The organism is Gordonia humi (genome assembly GCF_014197435.1).
Taxonomy (GTDB): Bacteria; Actinomycetota; Actinomycetes; order Mycobacteriales; family Mycobacteriaceae; genus Gordonia; species Gordonia humi.
Genome location: NZ_JACIFP010000001.1, coordinates 4,722,272 through 4,739,833, shown reverse-complemented (window position 1 = coordinate 4,739,833; position 17,562 = coordinate 4,722,272). Strand labels below are relative to the sequence as shown.

Here is a 17,562-nt window from a genome sequence, read left to right as displayed (position 1 = left end):
GACCAGGTCGTTCGTTCTGTGGCACTCTCTTGGCAGGCATCGCCTCCGGGTTCACGTCGGTTCGCAACCGGTGAGTCCTCAGACCCAAGAAGACACTGCGTCCGCGCAGTTCTAACGAAAGCGAAGGCTATGAGCAACGTCGGAAAGCCGCGTACCGCCGCCGAGATCCAGCAGGACTGGGACACCAACCCGCGCTGGAAGGGCATCAAGCGCGAGTACACCGCAGAGCAGGTCGCACAGCTCCAGGGCAGTGTCGTCGAGGAGAACACCCTCGCTCGGCGCGGCGCCGAGATCCTCTGGGACGGCGTCACCAAGGGCGACGGCAGCTACATCAACGCCCTCGGCGCCCTCACCGGCAACATGGCCGTGCAGCAGGTCCGCGCCGGTCTGAAGGCCATCTACCTGTCCGGTTGGCAGGTCGCCGGCGACGCGAACCTCTCGGGCCACACCTACCCGGACCAGTCGCTGTACCCGGCCAACTCGGTGCCGAACGTCGTCCGTCGCATCAACAACGCGATGCTGCGCGCCGACGAGATCGCCGCCGTCGAGGGCGACGACTCGGTCGACAACTGGGTCGTCCCGATCGTCGCCGACGGCGAAGCGGGCTTCGGTGGCGCGCTCAACGTCTACGAGCTCCAGAAGGCCATGATCGCCGCGGGCGCCGCAGGCACCCACTGGGAGGATCAGCTCGCCTCGGAGAAGAAGTGCGGCCACCTCGGTGGCAAGGTGCTGATCCCGACCCAGCAGCACATCCGCACCCTGACCTCGGCCCGTCTGGCCGCCGACGTCGCCAACACCCCGACGGTCGTGATCGCCCGCACCGACGCCGAGGCCGCCACGCTGCTGACCTCGGACGTCGATGAGCGCGACCGCCCGTTCCTGGACGGCACCCGCACCTCGGAGGGCTTCTACGGCATCAAGAACGGTGTCGAGCCCTGCATCGCTCGTGCCAAGGCCTACGCTCCGTACGCCGACCTGATCTGGATGGAGACCGGCAAGCCCGACCTGGAGCTCGCGAAGAAGTTCGCCGAGGCCGTCAAGGCGGAGTTCCCGGACCAGCTCCTGGCCTACAACTGCTCGCCGTCGTTCAACTGGAAGCAGCACCTGGACGACGACACCATCGCCAAGTTCCAGAACGAGCTCGGCGCGATGGGCTTCACCTTCCAGTTCATCACCCTGGCCGGCTTCCACGCCCTCAACTACTCGATGTTCGACCTGGCTCACGGCTACGCCCGCAACCAGATGTCGGCCTACGTCGAGCTGCAGGAGCGCGAGTTCGCTGCCGAGGAGCGCGGCTACACTGCCACCAAGCACCAGCGCGAGGTCGGCGCGGGCTACTTCGACAAGATCGCCACCACGGTCGACCCGAACACGTCGACCGCAGCTCTCAAGGGCTCGACCGAAGAGGGCCAGTTCCACTAGGAACCGCGCCCGACCTCGCATACGCGTGAGGTCGAGAGAGAAGCAATGACGATCCCGGGCCGGGTGGGGGCAGTGTGCCCTCCATCCTGCCCGGGATCTTCTCTTGTCCGCCCCGTCTCGGGTCAACCTCAGGAGTCCGCAATGGAGAGTGAGACGATCTCCCGCATCGGCGTCGTCGGCGCCCGACAGATGGGTGCGGGCATCGCGGAGGTCTGCGCTCGGGCCGACTGCGATGTGCTCGTCTACGACGGAGCCCGCGACCTGGTGTCGGCCGGCCGGGCGCGCATCCAGCGCTCGCTCGATCAGGCCGTGTCGCACGGGACGCTCACCGAGCGCGAGCGCGAGCGCGTGGCGCGGGGGCTGCGCTTCACTCTCGACCTCGCCGACTTCGCCGACCGGGATCTCGTCGTCGAGGCGATCGATGAGGACGAGGACGTCAAGACGGAGGTGTTCGCACGACTGGACGGCATCGTCGCACCGTCGACCATCCTCGCGTCGAACACCTCGGCGGTGCCCATCTCGGCGCTGGCCGCCGCCACCGCGGATCCGTCTCGGGTGATCGGGATGCACTTCTTCCATCCGGTTCCGGCGCTGCCGTTGATGGAGCTGGTCACCACCTCGGTCACCGACGACGGTGTGGCGCAGGCTGCGAAGGGCTTCGCACACGACGTCCTCGGCAAGCATGTGATCTGCTCGGGTGACCGCACGGGCTTCGTCGTGAACGCGCTGATCGTGCCGTATGTGCTGTCGGCGGTTCGGATGGTCGAGAACGGATTCGCGACCGTCGACGATGTGGACACCGCCATGGTGCTCGGATGCTCCCATCCGATGGGACCGCTCAAACTCGCCGACCTGGTCGGCCTCGACAACGTCGCCGAGATCGCCGATCGGATGCACCGCGAGTACGACGAACCGCTGTATGCGCCACCCGGGCTGCTCCTGCGCCTGGTCGAGGCCGGTCGTCTCGGTCGTAAGTGCGGGCACGGGTTCTACCTGTACGGAGACCGGGTCGTCGCGGACGTCTGATTGCGACCTGTCGACACTTCTGCAAGCAGTGATTACAACACTGGTCCGGTGGATCGAACATTGCGAGAGTGTTGAATCTGCAGGTCTGAAAGGTTTCCTGCAGCGAGTTTCATGATCGGCAATCGTGACTTCAGCCACGTTCGCTAGCAGAGTGCTTGCATTAGTTAGCATATTTCGCGATACTCGGAGTGTCAGAAAATCCAACCGAGGAGTTCCCATGAGCACCGTCGAACGCACCCTTCCCACCCCGGTCTTCGCCGTCGTCGGCGCCGGCGACGCCGCCGTCCAGGAGGTCAAGGAAGCCATCGCCGAGCTGCGCACCCGCGCCGAGGCTCGCCGCGAAGCCGCCCAGACCCGGATCGAGAGCACCCGCACCCTGATCAGCGATCTGCCCAACGAGGTCCCCAGCCTCGAGGACCTTCGCGGCAAGCTGACCGCCGAAGAGCTCCGCAAGCTCGCCGACCCGTACATCGAGGCCGCCACCGGCATCTACAACTCGTTCGCCGAGCGCGGCGAGACCGCGGTCGCCCGCCTGCGCGAGAACACCGCCGTCGCCGAGAACCTCGACCGTGTCGAGAAGGCGTACAACGACGCCGTCGACCTCACCGAGGACGCGCTCGGCGCCGTCTCGTCGCAGACCCGCGCCGTCGGTGAGCGCGCCGCCGGACTCGTCGGCCGCGCCGCCGACCAGGTGGAGGACGCCGCCGTCGACCTCGCCGAGGCGTCGGACAAGGCCGAGGCGGTCGCCGAGAAGGTCGAGCAGGCCGCGACCAAGGTGAAGGCCGACACCACGGTCGCCGCGCAGAAGGTCGCCGGTGCCGCGGGCACCGTCGAGGCGAAGACCCGCAAGGCCGCGCCGAAGAAGCCGGCCGCCAAGCCCGCCGCCGCCAAGCCCGCCGCCGCGAAGAAGACCGCTCAGTAGGTCCTTCCCGCACAGACGCCGAAGGGCGGAGACTCCCGAGGAGTCTCCGCCCTTCGGCGTCTGTGCGGACCGGCGCTCGTCGTCGCGGGCGTGGGCCCTCGACACGCGGTCGATGCTCGACGAGCAGAGACGGGGAACGTTCAGTCGAGCGCGGCGACCCGCTCGCGTTCCGCCTCGACGTCGAACGCCGCCTCCGGCCAGGACAGATCCAGATCGCGCATGGTCTCGAGGAGGATTCGGGCGACCGCCAGTCGGGAGAACCACTTGTGGTTCGCCGGAATCAGATACCACGGGGCGACGTCGGTGTCCGTCGTGTCGAACACGTCCTGGTACGCCTCGAGGTACTCGTCCCAATGGGCGCGTTCGGCGAGATCGTTCGGATCGTACTTCCAGTACTTGTCCGGGCGCTCCACCCGCTCGGTGAAGCGGGCCTTCTGCTCGTCCTTCGAGAGGATGAGCGCGCATTTGACGATCGTCGTGTCGGATGCGGCCAGCTCGGCCTCGAAGGCGTTGATCTCGTCGAATCTGCCGCGCCACACGGACTCCGGGACGAGCGAGTGGACGCGCACCGGCAGGACGTCCTCGTAGTGCGAACGATCGAAGATCCCGATCCGGCCGGCGGGCGGCAGCGCCTTGCGGATGCGCCACAGGAAGTCGTGTTCGAGCTCGGTGGGCGTCGGCTTTCCGAAGCCGGTCACGGACAGACCCTGCGGATCCAGCAGACCGCCCACATGCCGGACGATCCCGCCCTTGCCCGCGGTGTCCATGCCCTGCAGGACCAGCAGCACGGAACGCTCGCCGCCCGAGCGGCCCTGTGCGAACAGCTTCTCCTGAAGATCGGACAGCTCGGCGCCGACCCTGCGCAGATCCTTCTCGCCGCTCTCCTTGTCACCGTCGTATCCGGGGGTGCCGTCCGCGTCGAAATCGGCGACGGGGCCGGCCGCGTGCGCACGCAGCGCGGTGCGAGGACTGTGCCACCGACTGCTCACTCGGACTCCTCCGGCAGCGGCGGCATCGGCGGGGGATGCGCCGCGAACGCCTCCGGGTCGCCGTTCATCGACACGATCCCGACCAGCCCGCTCCACACGAGCATCGTCAACTCGTCGACCAGCTCGGACGTCGGCTGCTCCTGGCTCGAGATCCATCCGTCGACGGCCCGGATGATCGCGCCGACGATCGCCGTCGCCCACGTTCTGGCGCCGCGGACCTGTGCACCGCGCGCGCCCAGCCGCTGCTCGATCGTCGATCGCACCGCGCCGGTGAAGATCCGTTCGGTGTAGGCCGCGGAACTGCTGCCCGACGAGCGTCCGGTGGTGAACACGTAGACGTTGGGATCGGCGGCGACCGTCTCCACGTACACGCCGATCACGGTCCGGACCAGGTCGTAGTCGGCCAGATCGTCGGTGAGGACGTCGGTCAACAACGGAAGCAGCGTGGACTCCATGTACGTGACGGTGACCGCCGCGGCCAGATCGTTCTTATCGGTGAAGTAGCGGTACAGCACCGTTTTCGACACGCCCACGTGAGCGGCGATCTCGTCCATGCCTGCGTTCGGGCCGAGGACGCGGATCGCGTCCACCGTGCCCGCCGTCAACTCCGCGCGACGCGTCTGCTTGTGCTGCTCCCACCGCTGCTTGCGCCCGTCGCCGGCCACCGCCTCGACGGCGGGACCGAGAATGCGCTGCTCGAGTTCGTGAGTCAGCGTGCGGGCGGCGTTCACTGCGACCGACGCGGTCGACAGAGGGTTCAGAGTAGGCATCACCTAGCGACTTTAGTAGGTGTTCGGGAACACTGTGTAGGTGTCGACAACCTTGGGGCCGTCGGGGCCTCCCACGAAATCGACTCCGGCGGGCTTCGACGCGGCCGGGGACGCCCAGCGCAGGCGTGATCTGCGGAAGATGAAGATCGTCGCGACGTCGTTCCTGCTCGGCGCGGCCGTCGTCTACCTCCTGATGAGGTGGCTCGAGCATCGCGACGGCGCCGACGTCGGATCCTGGGTGGGCTATGTGCGGGCGGCCTCCGAGGCGGGCATGGTCGGCGCACTCGCCGACTGGTTCGCGGTGACCGCACTGTTCCGGCAGCCGTTGCGTCTGCCGATCCCGCACACCGCGCTCATCCCGCGCAAGAAGGATCAGATCGGCGACCAGCTCGGCGAGTTCATCGAACAGAACTTCATGACCCCGGAGGTGATCGTCTCGCGGGCGGTCGACCTCGACCTGCCGCGCCGGGTGTCCGGGTGGCTCGCCGACCCCGTCAACGCCCCGCGCGTCAACGACGAGGTGTCGCGTGCCATCCGACTCGGCGCGGAGATGCTCCGCGACGAGGACGTCGAGAAGTTCATCCAGGCCGTTCTGAAGTGGGCGGCCGAACCGTTGTGGGCGCCGCCCGCCGGCCGGATCCTCGAGCAGCTCGTCGACGAGAACAGGGTGGAGCCGATCATCGCGATGCTGTGCGATCGGGCCCACGACTGGGCGCTCGACAGCCAGGACCTCATCGATCGTGTCGTCGACCGTGACGGACCGGCCTGGGTGCCGAACTTCGTCAACAACCTCGTCGGTGAAAGGATCTACCGCGAACTCACCGAGTTCACCTACAGGGTGCGCGCCGACCCCGACCACGACCTCCGGCGGGCGCTGCACGAGTTCGTCAAGGACTTCGCCCACGAACTCCAATACGACGAGAACACCATCGCCCGGTTCGAGGAGATCAAGGCCGAGCTGCTCGGTCGCGACGAGGTCGGCGGTGCGGCGTCGACCGCCTGGCAGACCGGCAAGGACGTGATCGAGCAGATGCTCGACGATCCGTCGTCGACGCTGCGGACGTCGATCTCCGACGCCGTCGTGCGGCTCGGAGTCCGGATCAGCGAGGACCGTCCGTTGCAGGAGAAGATGAACACGTGGGTCGCGCGGATCGCCCGGCACGTCGCCGAGAACTACTCCACCGAGATCATCACCGTGGTGACCGACACGGTCCGGGGATGGGACGCCGAGGAGACCAGTCGCAAGATCGAACTCCAAGTGGGACGTGACCTGCAGTTCATCCGCATCAACGGCACCGTCGTCGGAGCGTTGGCCGGTCTGGTGATCTACACGGTGTCGGTTCTGCTGTTCGGGTGACCAGTCACACGACCGAAGTGCTTGCATCTGCTAGCACCGCTTCGGCAGACTGGATCGCGGACGAGAGAGCAGGTAGCGACGTGAGCTCCAAGCAGCATTCCGACGACAACGCGAGCGACAGTCCGGCGGTCGAAGCCGCCGAAGCGGTCGCCGCGGCCGCACAGGACATCGGCGGGTTCATCCGAGCCCAGCGGATGTCGGCGAAGGTGTCGCTGCGGCAGCTCGCCGAACGCGCCGGAGTCAGCAACCCGTACCTCTCGCAGATCGAACGCGGCCTCCGCAAACCGTCGGCCGACGTCCTCGCGCAGATCGCCAAGGGCCTGCGAGTGTCCGCCGAAGTCCTCTACGTGCGCGCCGGGATCCTCGAAGAGCGTCCGGCCAGTCCGGTCCGCGACGCACTGCTGGTCGACGAGTCGATCAGCGAGCGCCAGAAGCAGATGCTGTTGGAGATCTACGACTCGTTCCGCAGGGAGAACGCGACCGGCGACGACGCCGTCTCCGCGGATGCTTCCTCCGACGGTGACAACGGACGTGGGTAAGGTGGCCACGTGACTGTACAAACTGTGGTGGTGAACGCGCAGACCTACATTCTGCTCGCTCTCGGCGTCATCGGCGGACTGTCGGCGCTGGTGGCCCTGGTGCACGCGGCCATCACGCGCCCCGACGCGTTCACGGCCGTGGACGCGCAGTCGAAGACCTTCTGGGTCGCGATGCTCGCGGTGTCGAACCTGTTGATCTGGCTGTTCACCGCGACCTACGGGATGAGCCTGATCATGTTCTTCCTGATCGGCGTGATCGCCGTGATGGTGTACATCGTCGACGTGCGCGTGCGGGTGGATGAGGTGCTGAATCGGCGTTGGTTCCGGAAGCTCGGATGACCGAGTACCGCATCAACGACCTCGCGCAGGTCTCCGGCGTGAGCGTCCGCAACATCCGGGTCTACCAGGACCGGGGACTCCTGCCGGCGCCGACGATCCGGGGACGGACCGGCTGGTACTCCGACGAGCATCTCGTGCGACTCAACCTGATCTCCCGAATGCTCGAACGCGGATACACCTTCGCGACCATCAGCGAGCTGCTGCACGCCGCGCATTACGGGATGAAAGTGGAGCACGTGCTCCGCGCGTCGCCCAAGCAGAGCCGTTTCATGAACCTCAAACGCGCGGCGACCATCACGATCACCGAGTTCCGCAAGAGTCTGGGCGGCTCCGATCGAGCGATCGCGGTCAGCCAGAAGCTGGGGCTGCTCACCAAGGACGGCGCACACTACGCGGTGCGTAATCCGGAGGTCCTCGCCAGCGCGGAGGCCCTGGTGAAGGCGGGGATCGACGTCGACGTGCTGCTCGACATGTGGGTGCGCGTGGAGCAGGACCTCGCCGACGTCGCCTCGAGCTTCGTCGCACTGATCACCGACAAGTACTTCGACGAGAACCTGCCGGGACTGGACGACAAGAACGTCACGCAGATCGCCGAACTCATCCAGACCGTGCGGCCGATGGCCCACGAGATCGTCGAGTCGGCGTTCAGCAAGGCGCTCGACGACGAGATATCTCGGGCGGTCGGCAGGGCGGGCGAGCTGTTCGAGACCGCGCGCGAGCAGGACGCGGAACCGACCGCGGAGTGAATCCCCTGTGGCGTGGGGGCCAGGATTTCATCGATAGGAGAAGTGTCATGGGTCAGTCGCGAAGCAGGTGGCGGCGTGCCGCAGCCGCGGTAGTCGGCGTAGGGGCGGCTGGAGTCGCCGTCACCGCGGCCGAGCTCGGCGTCATCGGAGGTGCGCTCCTGCGCGAGGCGTACCGCTACCCGAAGCCGATCGACGACGGGCCGGACCCGTTGCTGGCCGCGCCGAGCGGCGCGCGCTCGTCGGTCGTCGGCGCGTCCGACGGCACCCTGCTGCACGCGGTGATCTCCGGCGACGTCGACGCGGCCGACGAGATCGTGATCCTGATCCACGGCTGGACGTGCAACACCGGCTTTTGGAACGCGCAGGTCGGGCATCTCGGCGGCCGTCGTGCGCTGATCGCCTACGACCAGCGCGGACACGGACTGTCGGAGATGGGTTCGACCAAGCCCACCGCCGAACTCCTCGGCCGGGACCTGCAGGCCGTGATCGACGAGTTGGTGCCCGACGGCAAGCGCGCGGTCCTGGTGGGGCACAGCATGGGCGGTATGACGATCATGTCGTGGGCCGCGCAGTTCGGCGCCGGGATGGAGGAGAAGATCTCCGGCATCGTGCTGACCTCCACCGCGGCGTTCGGCGTGGTGCAGCGTCAACTCCTGGTGCCCAAGAACCTGCCCGCGTTCGCCCGGCCGTTCGAGCCGCTGGTGGAACGCGCGTTCGTGTCGACGCCGCTGCCGCTGCCCGCGAACTCGGCGATCACGGAGCGGATCACCCACTACGTCGCGCTCGGGCCGGTGGCCCGCCAGGCACACGTCGACTTCTCCGACGAGCAGATCGCCGCGTGCTCCCCGACGGCGCGCGCCGCGTGGGGAGCGGCGATGTACAGCCTCGATCTGCGTCCCGGACTGGCCAAGATCACCGTGCCCACGGCCGTCGTCGTCGGCTCCGCGGACCGGTTGACCAGCCCCGAGCACGCCGAGGAGATGGCGCAGGTGCTGCGCGGGAACGGTGTGCTGCATTCGATCACCGAGTACCCGGGCGCGGGCCACATGGTGCCCATCGAGCGGGCGGTCCAGTACAACCGTCTGCTCGACCAGGTGCTCGACGACGTGGCCGCAGCGCACCCGCTCGAGGTCTGAGCGGTCTCCACTACGCCGGCAGCGCGCAGCCCACGAACACCGGTTCGGGGTGCAGCGTGACGCCGAAGGTGTCGCGGACGCCGTCGCGGACCGTCGTCGCCAGCGCCACGAGGTCCGCGGTGGTCGCCGCGCCTCTGTTCGTCAGGGCCAGCGTGTGCTTGGTCGACAGGCGGACGGGTGCGTCCTCGGACGGATGACCGCGGTGAAAGCCCGCGCGTTCGATGAGCCATCCGGCAGACAGCTTGGAGCCGGCGTCCCCGGGGAAGCAGGGGATCGCGGCGTCGTCGCCGACGACGCCGCGGATCCGCTCGAGCACCTCGTCGATGCGGTCGGCGGGCACGATCGGGTTGGTGAAGAACGATCCCGCGCTCCACGTGTCGTGGTCGGCGGGATCGAGCACCATGCCCTTGCCGCGGCGCAGATCGAGCACGGCGTCCCGGACCAAGGCGGCCTCGGCCGTCGCGCCTTCGTCGACCCCGATGCGCCGCGCCAACTCCCGGTAGGCGATGGGTGCGGAGACGCCGTCGGGGTTCAGGCGGAAGCTGACCGCCAACACGACGTGAGTGTCGCGGCCCTTCAGGTTCGACGTGCGGTAGCCGAGTGCCAACTCCGACGGCGCCGCCCACCGGGTCTGTCCGTCGGCCCGATCGAGCAACTGCACACCGCGCAGCGCGTCGCCCACCTCGACGCCGTACGCGCCGACGTTCTGCACCGGGGTGGTACCCGCGGCGCCGGGGATCCCGGACAGGCATTCGAGGCCGCCGAAACCGGCGTCGACCGTCGCGGCGACGAGCGCGTCCCAATCGGTCCCGGCCTCGGCCGTCACGAACGGCCCGTCGTCGTCGCTGCCGAATTCGACGCCCGACGTGCCGATCACGACGGCTGTGCCGGCGAATCCCTCGTCGCCGATCACCAGATTGGAGCCGCCGCCGATCAGCAGGATCGGCGTTCCGGCCCGGTCGAGGCCGGTCACGGTGTCGACGAGCACAGCGGTGTCGGACACCTCGACGACGTCGGCGGCGGGCCCGCCGAGACGCAGAGTGGTGAACGCAGACAGCGGCTGTGCGTGAGTCATGCCGGTAACGGTAACCTCTCATCCATGTCGAGCAACTTCGAGCACTCGGTCAGCTTCCCGTTCTCCACTCAGGACTACTGGGGTCTGCTCACGAGCGAGCAGTACTGGCGTGACCTGCTGCAGGCTACGAACTCCGACCACGGGGTGCTCGAGTCGTTCGCCCTCGACGGCGACGAGGTGACGGTCGTGACCCGGCAGGGTGTCGACGAGTCCAATCTTCCCAAAGCCGTGACCGCGGTACGACCCGGCGATCTGGAGATCCCCCGCACGTGTGTCTTCCGACTCTCCGGCGACACCGTCATCGGTCGGATGGAGGCGTCGGTGACCGGTGCCCCGGCGAAGATCTCCGGTGACATCGTGATCACGGGTGCGCAGGCGAACGCCCAGTACACGGGCACCGTCGACGTGTCGATCCCATTCGTCGGCGGAAGGATCGAGAAGGCCGTCATCGAGCAGGTGGAACTGCTCCTGGACGCCGAACACGACGCCACCGTCGATTTCCACAAGGGTTAACCAGGAAGTTACTCTGACCGTATGGCACGACGGCTCAGTTACTCCGCCCGCTACGAGCACCCGGCGGAGAAGCTCTACCAGGCGCAGATGCAGCGGCAGTACTGGGATGACCTCATGGAGGGATTCCGCGAGCTGACGCCGATCTCTCATGTCGAGGAGTTCGACTCCGGCAGCGGCGGGATGCGCGTGGTCCTGCAGCAGACCCTCACCCGCGACATGCTGCCGTCGATCGCGCAGACCGTGATGAAGAAGGACATGATCATCACGCGGGTGGAGACCCTCGACGCGTACGATCCCGCCCGAACCGCCGGCACCTACACGGCGTCGATCCCCGCGGGCCCCGGCTCGTTGACCGGCGACCAGGAGCTCTTCGACACAGAGACCGGCTGCACCATCCGCAAGACCACCGAGGTCAAGGTGTATCTGCCGTTCATCAACGGGAAGCTCGAACAGCTGATGCTGGTCAACCTCGTCGACCTGTTCCGCGGCGAAGCCGAGTTCACCGCCGACTGGGTCGCAGCCAACCTCGCATGATCTGCTCCCGCTCGTGAGCGGGCCGCGTCGGCCGACCGGCCGAATCACTCGCGGCACCACCAACATCAACAGGCTTCGACGCATCGATCGAGCCATGGCCGGGGACCGGCGCGTGCTCGCCGCGTGCGCCGGGCCGAGCCCGCTGGCCGTCGACCTCGGCTACGGCGGACGTCCGGACACCGCCGTCGAGATGGCGAGGCGGCTGCGCGCCGTTGTTCCGGGACTCGACCTCGTCGGACTCGAGATCGACCCGGCCCGCATCGTGGAGCCGCGCGACGGCGTCCGCTTCGCGCTCGGCGGATTCGAGCTGGCCGGGCTGCGGCCCAATCTGGTGCGTGCGTTCAACGTCCTGCGCCAGTACGACGAGGACGAGGTCCGCGACGCGTGGACGCTCATGCGGTCCCGGCTCGCTCCCGGCGGACTCATCGTGGAAGGCACCTGCGATGAGATCGGTCGACGCTGCTGCTGGGTGCTCCTCGACGAGGACGGTCCGATCGAGTTGACGCTGTGCTGGTCGCCCGAGCACACCGATCGGCCGTCCGAGCTGGCGCCTCGGCTGCCGAAGGCGCTCATCCACCACAATGTCCCGGGTGCGCCGATCCACGAACTGCTCACGCGCGCCGACCGCGCGTGGGATCGTGCGGCCCCGCAGGCCGCGTTCGGACCGCGCGATCGGTGGCGCGTCGCGGTGCGCGCCCTCCGCGACGAGGGACTCCCGGTGTCGATCCCGCGCGGACGCCGTGTCGACAACATGTTGACCGTCCCGTGGTCACTCGTCGCCGATCCGGCATAGACCGCAGAACCGGCGCCGTCTGCGACTACGATGAGCGCATGTCGAGGCCGGACGAACCGGGACCGTACGGGGGTCCGCAGCAGAACGTAGACCACTACGCGCAGACCATGCACGGCGGCCCGCTGCCCGAGCGGTATCCACAGCAGTACCAGTACCCCCACCCGTACGCTCACCCGCCGCAGCGCGGCTCGAGTGTCGCACGCGGAGTGGTCATCGGACTCGCGATCGCCTGCGTGGTCGCGCTGGTCGTCGCCGGTGTCGTTCTCGCGATCGAGTTCACCGGCGACGACGCTTCGAACGACACGGCCACCGCAACGGAGACGGTGCAGCAGCAGGGCGCCACCGAGGTCACCACCACGGTGCCCGCCGATCCGGAGGCCGACGCCGCGGGCACGCTCGCGTCGACGTCGCAGACCGACACCGCCGATGTGCGTGCACACCACGACCATCGATGGGCGGCGCAGATCAGCGCGAAGTGGCCGGGCGTGTACGCCGAGGGCCGCGCCTGGGACAGCCAGGCGATCCTGGCCGAGTACCGGGGGATGGCGTCGCGCTATCCGAATGTGAAGCTGCTGCGCGCCGCCGACTGGCCGGTGTTCTCCGACCCGAACTGGTGGATCATCGTGTCGGCGCAGTCGTTCTCGACGCCCGAGTCCGCGCTCGCGTGGTGCCGGGCCCAATCGCTCGATCACGACCACTGCTTCGCCAAGTACATCAGTTCATCGGACGGTCCGGAGGGCTCCACGAGGTATCAGTGAGTAGCATCGAGGTTCGTCCAACATCTGCAGGAGGAACACGACCGTGCGGCTCGCGATGGCACAGATCTCGACCGGAACAGACCCCGCCGCCAACCTGACCAGGATCGTCGACGAGACGCGCCGGGCCGCCGGATCCGGCGCAGAACTGATCGTCTTTCCCGAAGCCGCGATGTGCAGGTTCGGTGTCTCGCTCCGCGGCGTGGCGCAACCGCTCGACGGCCCGTGGGCGTCCGGGGTGCGGACCGTCGCCGACGAGACCGGCGTCGCGGTGGTCGCAGGCATGTTCACACCGTCGCCCGACGGCCGGATCCGCAACACCCTCCTCATCGCGCGCCCCGGCCGCGAACCGCTCGGCTACGACAAGATTCATTTATTCGACGCACTCGGGTTCCGCGAGTCCGCGACCGTCGCACCCGGCGACGAGCCGCTCGTCTTCGACCTCGCGGGTCACCGAATAGGGGTCGCCACGTGTTACGACATCCGCTTCGGCGAACTGTTCGTCGAACTGGCCCGCCGCGATGCCGAACTGATCGTCGTCCCAGCGTCGTGGGGCTCCGGGCCCGGAAAGCGGGAGCAGTGGGAACTGCTCGCATCCGCGCGCGCACTCGACGCGACGGCGTTCGTCGCGGCCGTGGGGCAGGCGCTGCCCGACGATCCGGCGGTGCGCGAGTCGGCGGCTCCCACGGGGATCGGTCATAGCCGAATCTCAGATCCGTTCGGTAGCGTGATCGCCGACTACGACTCCGGGCAGCGGGTCGACGTGCACGATCTCGACCTGTCCCGGACCGACAAGGCGCGTGCGGCGCTGGCGACACTCGCCAATCGTCGCGACATTCCCCGCCTGGATGGGACCGATGCGAAGTGACAGACGAGGGCAAGAACGACGAGGGCAAGAACGAGGACGCGACCGAGACGGACGCCCCGACCGGCGAGGTCGTCACCGGGCCGATCGACCCGAACCGTCTACCCGCCGACCCCGCGACGCACGCCTATTCGCAGGCGGCGCGGCCCCCGACCGCACGCATGGAAGCGATGGACAGCGGCGCGTTCGCACCGATCGGAACCGATCCGAGCATCCCGACCGCGCAGTCCTCTCCCGACGTCCCGGTCACCCGGTCGGCCCCCGTCGCGAACAAGCGAGGGCGTCGTCGCACCTACGGGCTGATCGCGGCCGCCCTCGTCCTGCTCCTGGTGATCGCGGGCGTGGGATCAGAACTCTTCATGCGCCACAAGGTGACCGGCTGCATCGAGAACGCGTTCGGCAGTCTCACCGGTGCATCGACCGACGTGTCGGTCTCGCGTAAGCCGATGCTGCTGTCGGTGTTCGGCAGCGACGTCCCGTGGGTGCAGGTCGACACCCGTGACGGCGACGCCACCGACATGCGTCTACACGCCCGCGCCGAGGACATCAGCACCGACGGCGGCACCGTCAAATCGCTCGACGGCAACGGCTATCTGCCCTACAAGCGGATCACCGAACTGACCAACGACGCCGGTGTGGAGAGCGGTGCGAAGATCACGGGGATCAGTGCCGACGAGAACGCGGGAACGATCAAGTTGAAGACCGAGGTGCCGATCACGTTCATCTCGGTGCCCGCGACCGTCACATTGAAGCCGACCCTCAAGAACGGCGCCGTCGAGTTCACCGTCACCGACGCCACCGCCTTCATGTTCGGTCTGCCCGCCGATTTCGCACAGCCGATCGTCGACCAGGTGACCACGACGATGTTCGGTCCGCTGTTCAAGCAGATCAAGGTGAGCAAGTTCGACGTCGGCAAGGACGGTATCGACTTCACCTTCTCCGGCAGCGACGTGAACCTGAAACAGGCCGCCGAGAACACCGACTCGTCGGGTCAGTCCTCGGGCGGCTGCTCGATCTGATCGGGCTCTACTGGAACACCACCGTCTTGCGACCGTGGACCAGCACGCGGTCCTCCAGGTGCCAGCGGACGCCGCGGGAGAGCACGAGCGCCTCGATGTCACGACCCTGCCGCACCATGTCGGCCGCCTGGTAGTCGTGGTTGATGCGGCTGACGTCCTGCTCGATGATCGGCCCGGCGTCGAGGTCGGCGGTCACATAGTGACAGGTGGCGCCGATGAGCTTCACTCCGCGGTCGAACGCCTGATGGTACGGGCGCGCGCCGACGAAGCTCGGCAGGAAACTGTGGTGGATGTTGATGGCGCGTCCCGCCCACGCCTGGCACAGGTCGGCCGGCAGGATCTGCATGAAGCGCGCCAGGACGATCGCGTCCGGCTCGTAACCGTCGACGACGCGTGCCAGCTCGGCGAACGCGGCGGGTTTGCCGTCGGCCGGGAACGGGATGTGGTGGAACGGCACGCCGAAGCGGGTCGTGAGCTCTTCGAGGTCACGGTGGTTGCCGACGACGGCGCGGATGTCGGCGGGGAACTCGCCGCGCTCGGCACGACCGAGCAGGTCGATCAGACAGTGGCTGTCGCGGCTCACCAGCAGCACCACCGATTTGCGGGCGCCGGTGTCGGTGAGCGTCCACTCGGCGTCCGGGCCGATCTGCGCGGCCACCTCCGCGAATCGGGCGCGCATCTGATCGACAGTCAGATCGACGCTGTCGGCGCGGACCGCCTGGCGGGTGAAGAACCAGCCGGACTGGGAGTCGGAGTGGTAGGCGGCCTCCGTGATCCAGCCGCCGATGTCGGCGATGAATCCGGAGATCGCGGCGACGATGCCGGTGCGGTCGGGGCAGCCGAGAGTCAGCACGAGGCGGCGCTCGTCGGCGGAGGGGGACGCGGTGGTCTGGGAGGTGCTCACCCGTTCAAGTGTGCCAAGCTCTTAAGTTGTGACGAACAGCAACCTGAACCGGGCCGCCGTCGCGGCCCTCGTCGACCACACTCTGCTCAAGCCGGAAGCCACCCGCGCCGACGCCGACGCCGCCGTCGCGGAGGCCCTCGACCTCGGTGTGCACGCGGTCTGCCTGTCGCCGTCGATGCTGCCGATCGACACCGGCGCCGCCCGGACCTGCGTCGTCGCCGGGTTCCCGTCCGGCAAGCATCATTCGCTGGTGAAGGCTGCCGAGGCGCGGTTCGCCGTCGAGAACGGCGCGCAGGAGATCGATATGGTGATCGACGTCGGCACGGCCGTCGACGGGCGTTACGACGAGGTGTTCGCCGACGTCCTCACCGTCCGCGAGGGCGTCGGCCCGGACGCGCTCCTCAAGGTGATCGTCGAGTCGGCCGTGCTGTTGGAGACGATCGGCGACGACGGTCTGGCCCGGGTGTGCCGCAAAGCCGTGGACGCCGGTGCGAACTTCGTGAAGACCTCGACCGGGTTCCATCCGGCAGGAGGTGCGAGCGTCCGCGCCGTACAGGTGATGCGCGAGGCCGTCGGCCCGTCGATCGGCGTCAAGGCCTCCGGTGGCATCCGGACCGCCGAGTTCGCCGCCGAACTCATCGCGGCCGGCGCGTCCCGCCTCGGTCTGTCCGGTTCGCGCGCCGTGTTGGAGGGCTTCGCCGAGTAGCGGCGACTCTCACACCACGGCGAGCGGGTCCATGTACACGGCGGACAGTGCGACGGCGACGGCGGCGGCTTCGGGGACGTGAACGCCGAAACAGGTCGGCACGATCTCGAGCGGCCGCGTGATGGAGGTGGTCGAGTCGAAGGCTGCCTGCACCGGCGCGAGTCCCTGCGGGTGGGCGGCGAAGGCGTCGCCCGCGACGACGATCTCGTCAGGGTTCACCACGTCGCGCATCGCGGCGACGGCCTCACCGAGCACGCGGGCGCGTTCGTCGGCGAGCCGGTTCGAGCCCGGTTCGATGTCGAGCCGGGCGGCGGCCTCGGTCAGCGCCGCCGAACCGATCACCGATTGCAACGGGGCGACAGGTGTCTCGGCCAGGACACCGGGCACCACGGTGAGCCCGGCGATGGTCCCCGCCCCGTGCGCAGGCTGGTACACCTGGCCGCCGAAGGTCATCGCCATGCCGACGGTCTCGCGAGCGTAGAAGAACAGCCCGGACGTGCCGCGGACCATCGCACCGGAGAGGATCAGCTCGGCGGCGGCCATGGCCTGCACGTGCTCGGCCACCGACACCGGAACCCCGAGGGCCGTGGTCAACTCGTCGCCGAGCGGTTGGTGCCGCCAGTCGAGGATCGGATGGTCGACGACTCCGGACGCCGCGTCGACCGCCCCGCCGATCGCGGCGCCGCCCCACAGCATGCGACGGCCGGAGAATCGGTCGGCGAGCGAGGCGAGCTGACCGCACAGGTCGGCGACGTCGGAGGTCCGGACGGCATGCGAGTACAGGGTGCGCCCGCGCAGGTCGGCGATGACCAGCGCGGTGCGGCGCGCGCCGATGTGCATGCCCGCGACGCAGTAGTGGTCGCGGTCGAGCGTCAACGGCAGCTTGGGGCGGCCGATGGCGCCCGGATCGACCAGATCGGGACGCTCGGTGACGATCCTCGCCTCCAACAGCGCGTTGACCTGTCGATTGACGGTGGCGGGGGAGAGGTCGACCGCGGCGACGATCTGGTCGCGGGTCACCGGACCGTGCACACGGACGGCGTGCAGGACGGCGGCGGTGGGGCCGGTCCCGATACGCAGGCTGGCGGGGACCACTCCACTACCGATCATGGGTCGAATCTAGCAGTCGATCCCGATGTGCCACGGGGGCTT

General features: G+C 68.2%; 20 protein-coding genes. 15 read left to right on the top strand and 5 right to left on the bottom strand.

Annotation, left to right across the window (positions count from 1 at the left end; genetic code table 11):
- Nucleotides 1-129: 129 nt before the first annotated feature.
- The 3 genes from aceA to BKA16_RS21950 all read left to right on the top strand — a co-directional run bounded on the left by aceA (nucleotide 130) and on the right by BKA16_RS21950 (nucleotide 3,370).
- A complete protein-coding gene (aceA, locus tag BKA16_RS21960) occupies nucleotides 130-1,422 on the top strand; it encodes an isocitrate lyase (protein ID WP_183372674.1) in 1,293 nt (430 codons plus the stop codon).
- A 141-nt stretch (nucleotides 1,423-1,563) separates the two neighbouring features.
- Nucleotides 1,564-2,448, top strand: coding sequence for a 3-hydroxybutyryl-CoA dehydrogenase (locus BKA16_RS21955; RefSeq protein ID WP_183372673.1), 885 nt, complete (start codon nucleotides 1,564-1,566; stop codon nucleotides 2,446-2,448).
- A 217-nt stretch (nucleotides 2,449-2,665) separates the two neighbouring features.
- Nucleotides 2,666-3,370 carry a heparin-binding hemagglutinin gene (locus BKA16_RS21950; protein WP_183372671.1) on the top strand — a complete coding sequence of 235 codons (705 nt, stop codon included), beginning with the start codon at nucleotides 2,666-2,668 and terminating at the stop codon, nucleotides 3,368-3,370.
- Nucleotides 3,371-3,510: 140 nt separating this feature from the next.
- Here BKA16_RS21950 and BKA16_RS21945 read toward each other — a convergent pair whose 3' ends face one another.
- Both BKA16_RS21945 and BKA16_RS21940 read right to left on the bottom strand, forming a co-directional pair.
- Nucleotides 3,511-4,359 (bottom strand): PPK2 family polyphosphate kinase, encoded by an 849-nt coding sequence (locus BKA16_RS21945; RefSeq protein WP_183372670.1) that lies wholly within the window; start codon nucleotides 4,357-4,359, stop codon nucleotides 3,511-3,513.
- Nucleotides 4,356-5,129, bottom strand: coding sequence for a TetR/AcrR family transcriptional regulator (locus tag BKA16_RS21940; protein ID WP_221247635.1), 774 nt, complete (start codon nucleotides 5,127-5,129; stop codon nucleotides 4,356-4,358). The genes BKA16_RS21945 and BKA16_RS21940 overlap by 4 nt, the downstream gene beginning before the upstream one ends.
- 139 nt (nucleotides 5,130-5,268) lie before the next feature.
- Here BKA16_RS21940 and BKA16_RS21935 point away from each other — a divergent pair, with 139 nt between their 5' ends.
- The 5 genes from BKA16_RS21935 (at nucleotide 5,269) to BKA16_RS21915 (ending at nucleotide 9,246) form a co-directional block, all read left to right on the top strand.
- Nucleotides 5,269-6,486, top strand: coding sequence for a DUF445 domain-containing protein (locus BKA16_RS21935; RefSeq protein WP_183373237.1), 1,218 nt, complete (start codon nucleotides 5,269-5,271; stop codon nucleotides 6,484-6,486).
- Between the two features lie 80 nt (nucleotides 6,487-6,566).
- Nucleotides 6,567-7,025 (top strand): helix-turn-helix domain-containing protein, encoded by a 459-nt coding sequence (locus BKA16_RS21930; RefSeq protein WP_183372668.1) that lies wholly within the window; start codon nucleotides 6,567-6,569, stop codon nucleotides 7,023-7,025.
- Nucleotides 7,026-7,034: 9 nt separating this feature from the next.
- The gene (locus tag BKA16_RS21925) at nucleotides 7,035-7,364 is read left to right on the top strand and encodes a DUF2516 family protein (protein ID WP_183372666.1); all 330 of its coding nucleotides are present in this window, start codon (nucleotides 7,035-7,037) and stop codon (nucleotides 7,362-7,364) included.
- Entirely contained in the window at nucleotides 7,361-8,110 is a 750-nt protein-coding gene (locus BKA16_RS21920) for a MerR family transcriptional regulator (protein ID WP_183372664.1), read from the top strand. Before BKA16_RS21925 ends, BKA16_RS21920 begins: the two co-directional genes overlap by 4 nt.
- Before the next feature lie 47 nt (nucleotides 8,111-8,157).
- A complete protein-coding gene (locus BKA16_RS21915) occupies nucleotides 8,158-9,246 on the top strand; it encodes an alpha/beta fold hydrolase (RefSeq protein WP_183372662.1) in 1,089 nt (362 codons plus the stop codon).
- Nucleotides 9,247-9,256: 10 nt separating this feature from the next.
- On the opposite strand, the gene BKA16_RS21910 is transcribed toward BKA16_RS21915, so the two are convergent.
- Nucleotides 9,257-10,321, bottom strand: a complete 1,065-nt coding sequence (locus BKA16_RS21910) for a UDP-N-acetylmuramate dehydrogenase (protein ID WP_183372660.1) — start codon at nucleotides 10,319-10,321, stop codon at nucleotides 9,257-9,259.
- Nucleotides 10,322-10,345: 24 nt separating this feature from the next.
- Here BKA16_RS21910 and BKA16_RS21905 point away from each other — a divergent pair, with 24 nt between their 5' ends.
- Genes BKA16_RS21905 through BKA16_RS24215 form a run of 6 tightly spaced genes read left to right on the top strand, consistent with a single transcriptional unit; the run spans nucleotide 10,346 to nucleotide 14,800 of the window.
- Nucleotides 10,346-10,834 carry a DUF2505 domain-containing protein gene (locus tag BKA16_RS21905; RefSeq protein ID WP_183372659.1) on the top strand — a complete coding sequence of 163 codons (489 nt, stop codon included), beginning with the start codon at nucleotides 10,346-10,348 and terminating at the stop codon, nucleotides 10,832-10,834.
- A 21-nt stretch (nucleotides 10,835-10,855) separates the two neighbouring features.
- Nucleotides 10,856-11,368 (top strand): DUF2505 domain-containing protein, encoded by a 513-nt coding sequence (locus tag BKA16_RS21900; protein ID WP_183372658.1) that lies wholly within the window; start codon nucleotides 10,856-10,858, stop codon nucleotides 11,366-11,368.
- Nucleotides 11,369-11,381: 13 nt separating this feature from the next.
- On the top strand, nucleotides 11,382-12,161 hold the full coding sequence (locus tag BKA16_RS21895; RefSeq protein ID WP_183372657.1) for a class I SAM-dependent methyltransferase: 780 nt from the start codon (nucleotides 11,382-11,384) through the stop codon (nucleotides 12,159-12,161).
- Nucleotides 12,162-12,199: 38 nt separating this feature from the next.
- Nucleotides 12,200-12,919: a hypothetical protein gene (locus BKA16_RS21890; RefSeq protein WP_183372656.1), complete on the top strand. Its 720-nt coding sequence runs from the start codon at nucleotides 12,200-12,202 to the stop codon at nucleotides 12,917-12,919.
- Between the two features lie 43 nt (nucleotides 12,920-12,962).
- Nucleotides 12,963-13,784 carry a nitrilase-related carbon-nitrogen hydrolase gene (locus tag BKA16_RS21885; protein ID WP_183372655.1) on the top strand — a complete coding sequence of 274 codons (822 nt, stop codon included), beginning with the start codon at nucleotides 12,963-12,965 and terminating at the stop codon, nucleotides 13,782-13,784.
- Nucleotides 13,781-14,800 carry an LmeA family phospholipid-binding protein gene (locus BKA16_RS24215; RefSeq protein ID WP_183372654.1) on the top strand — a complete coding sequence of 340 codons (1,020 nt, stop codon included), beginning with the start codon at nucleotides 13,781-13,783 and terminating at the stop codon, nucleotides 14,798-14,800. The genes BKA16_RS21885 and BKA16_RS24215 overlap by 4 nt, the downstream gene beginning before the upstream one ends.
- 7 nt (nucleotides 14,801-14,807) lie before the next feature.
- Here the strand turns inward: BKA16_RS24215 and purU are convergent, their stop codons facing one another.
- Complete coding sequence (gene purU, locus BKA16_RS21875; protein WP_183372653.1) at nucleotides 14,808-15,704, bottom strand: formyltetrahydrofolate deformylase; 897 nt, start codon at nucleotides 15,702-15,704, stop codon at nucleotides 14,808-14,810.
- A gap of 28 nt (nucleotides 15,705-15,732) precedes the next feature.
- Here purU and deoC point away from each other — a divergent pair, with 28 nt between their 5' ends.
- On the top strand, nucleotides 15,733-16,410 hold the full coding sequence (gene deoC / locus BKA16_RS21870) for a deoxyribose-phosphate aldolase (protein WP_183372652.1): 678 nt from the start codon (nucleotides 15,733-15,735) through the stop codon (nucleotides 16,408-16,410).
- Between the two features lie 9 nt (nucleotides 16,411-16,419).
- Here the strand turns inward: deoC and BKA16_RS21865 are convergent, their stop codons facing one another.
- Nucleotides 16,420-17,520: an ROK family transcriptional regulator gene (locus tag BKA16_RS21865; RefSeq protein WP_183372651.1), complete on the bottom strand. Its 1,101-nt coding sequence runs from the start codon at nucleotides 17,518-17,520 to the stop codon at nucleotides 16,420-16,422.
- Nucleotides 17,521-17,562: the final 42 nt, after the last annotated feature.

Bases quoted from the DNA above. Each gene is read 5' to 3' on its own strand.
- aceA (WP_183372674.1), top strand. From the start codon at position 130: ATGAGCAACGTCGGAAAGCCGCGTACCGCCGCCGAGATCCAGCAGGAC.
- BKA16_RS21955 (WP_183372673.1), top strand. From the start codon at position 1,564: ATGGAGAGTGAGACGATCTCCCGCATCGGCGTCGTCGGCGCCCGACAG.
- BKA16_RS21950 (WP_183372671.1), top strand. From the start codon at position 2,666: ATGAGCACCGTCGAACGCACCCTTCCCACCCCGGTCTTCGCCGTCGTC.
- BKA16_RS21940 (WP_221247635.1), bottom strand. From the start codon at position 5,129: ATGCCTACTCTGAACCCTCTGTCGACCGCGTCGGTCGCAGTGAACGCC.
- BKA16_RS21935 (WP_183373237.1), top strand. From the start codon at position 5,269: ATGAAGATCGTCGCGACGTCGTTCCTGCTCGGCGCGGCCGTCGTCTAC.
- BKA16_RS21920 (WP_183372664.1), top strand. From the start codon at position 7,361: ATGACCGAGTACCGCATCAACGACCTCGCGCAGGTCTCCGGCGTGAGC.
- BKA16_RS21915 (WP_183372662.1), top strand. From the start codon at position 8,158: ATGGGTCAGTCGCGAAGCAGGTGGCGGCGTGCCGCAGCCGCGGTAGTC.
- BKA16_RS21910 (WP_183372660.1), bottom strand. From the start codon at position 10,321: ATGACTCACGCACAGCCGCTGTCTGCGTTCACCACTCTGCGTCTCGGC.
- BKA16_RS21905 (WP_183372659.1), top strand. From the start codon at position 10,346: ATGTCGAGCAACTTCGAGCACTCGGTCAGCTTCCCGTTCTCCACTCAG.
- BKA16_RS21900 (WP_183372658.1), top strand. From the start codon at position 10,856: ATGGCACGACGGCTCAGTTACTCCGCCCGCTACGAGCACCCGGCGGAG.
- BKA16_RS21890 (WP_183372656.1), top strand. From the start codon at position 12,200: ATGTCGAGGCCGGACGAACCGGGACCGTACGGGGGTCCGCAGCAGAAC.
- BKA16_RS21865 (WP_183372651.1), bottom strand. From the start codon at position 17,520: ATGATCGGTAGTGGAGTGGTCCCCGCCAGCCTGCGTATCGGGACCGGC.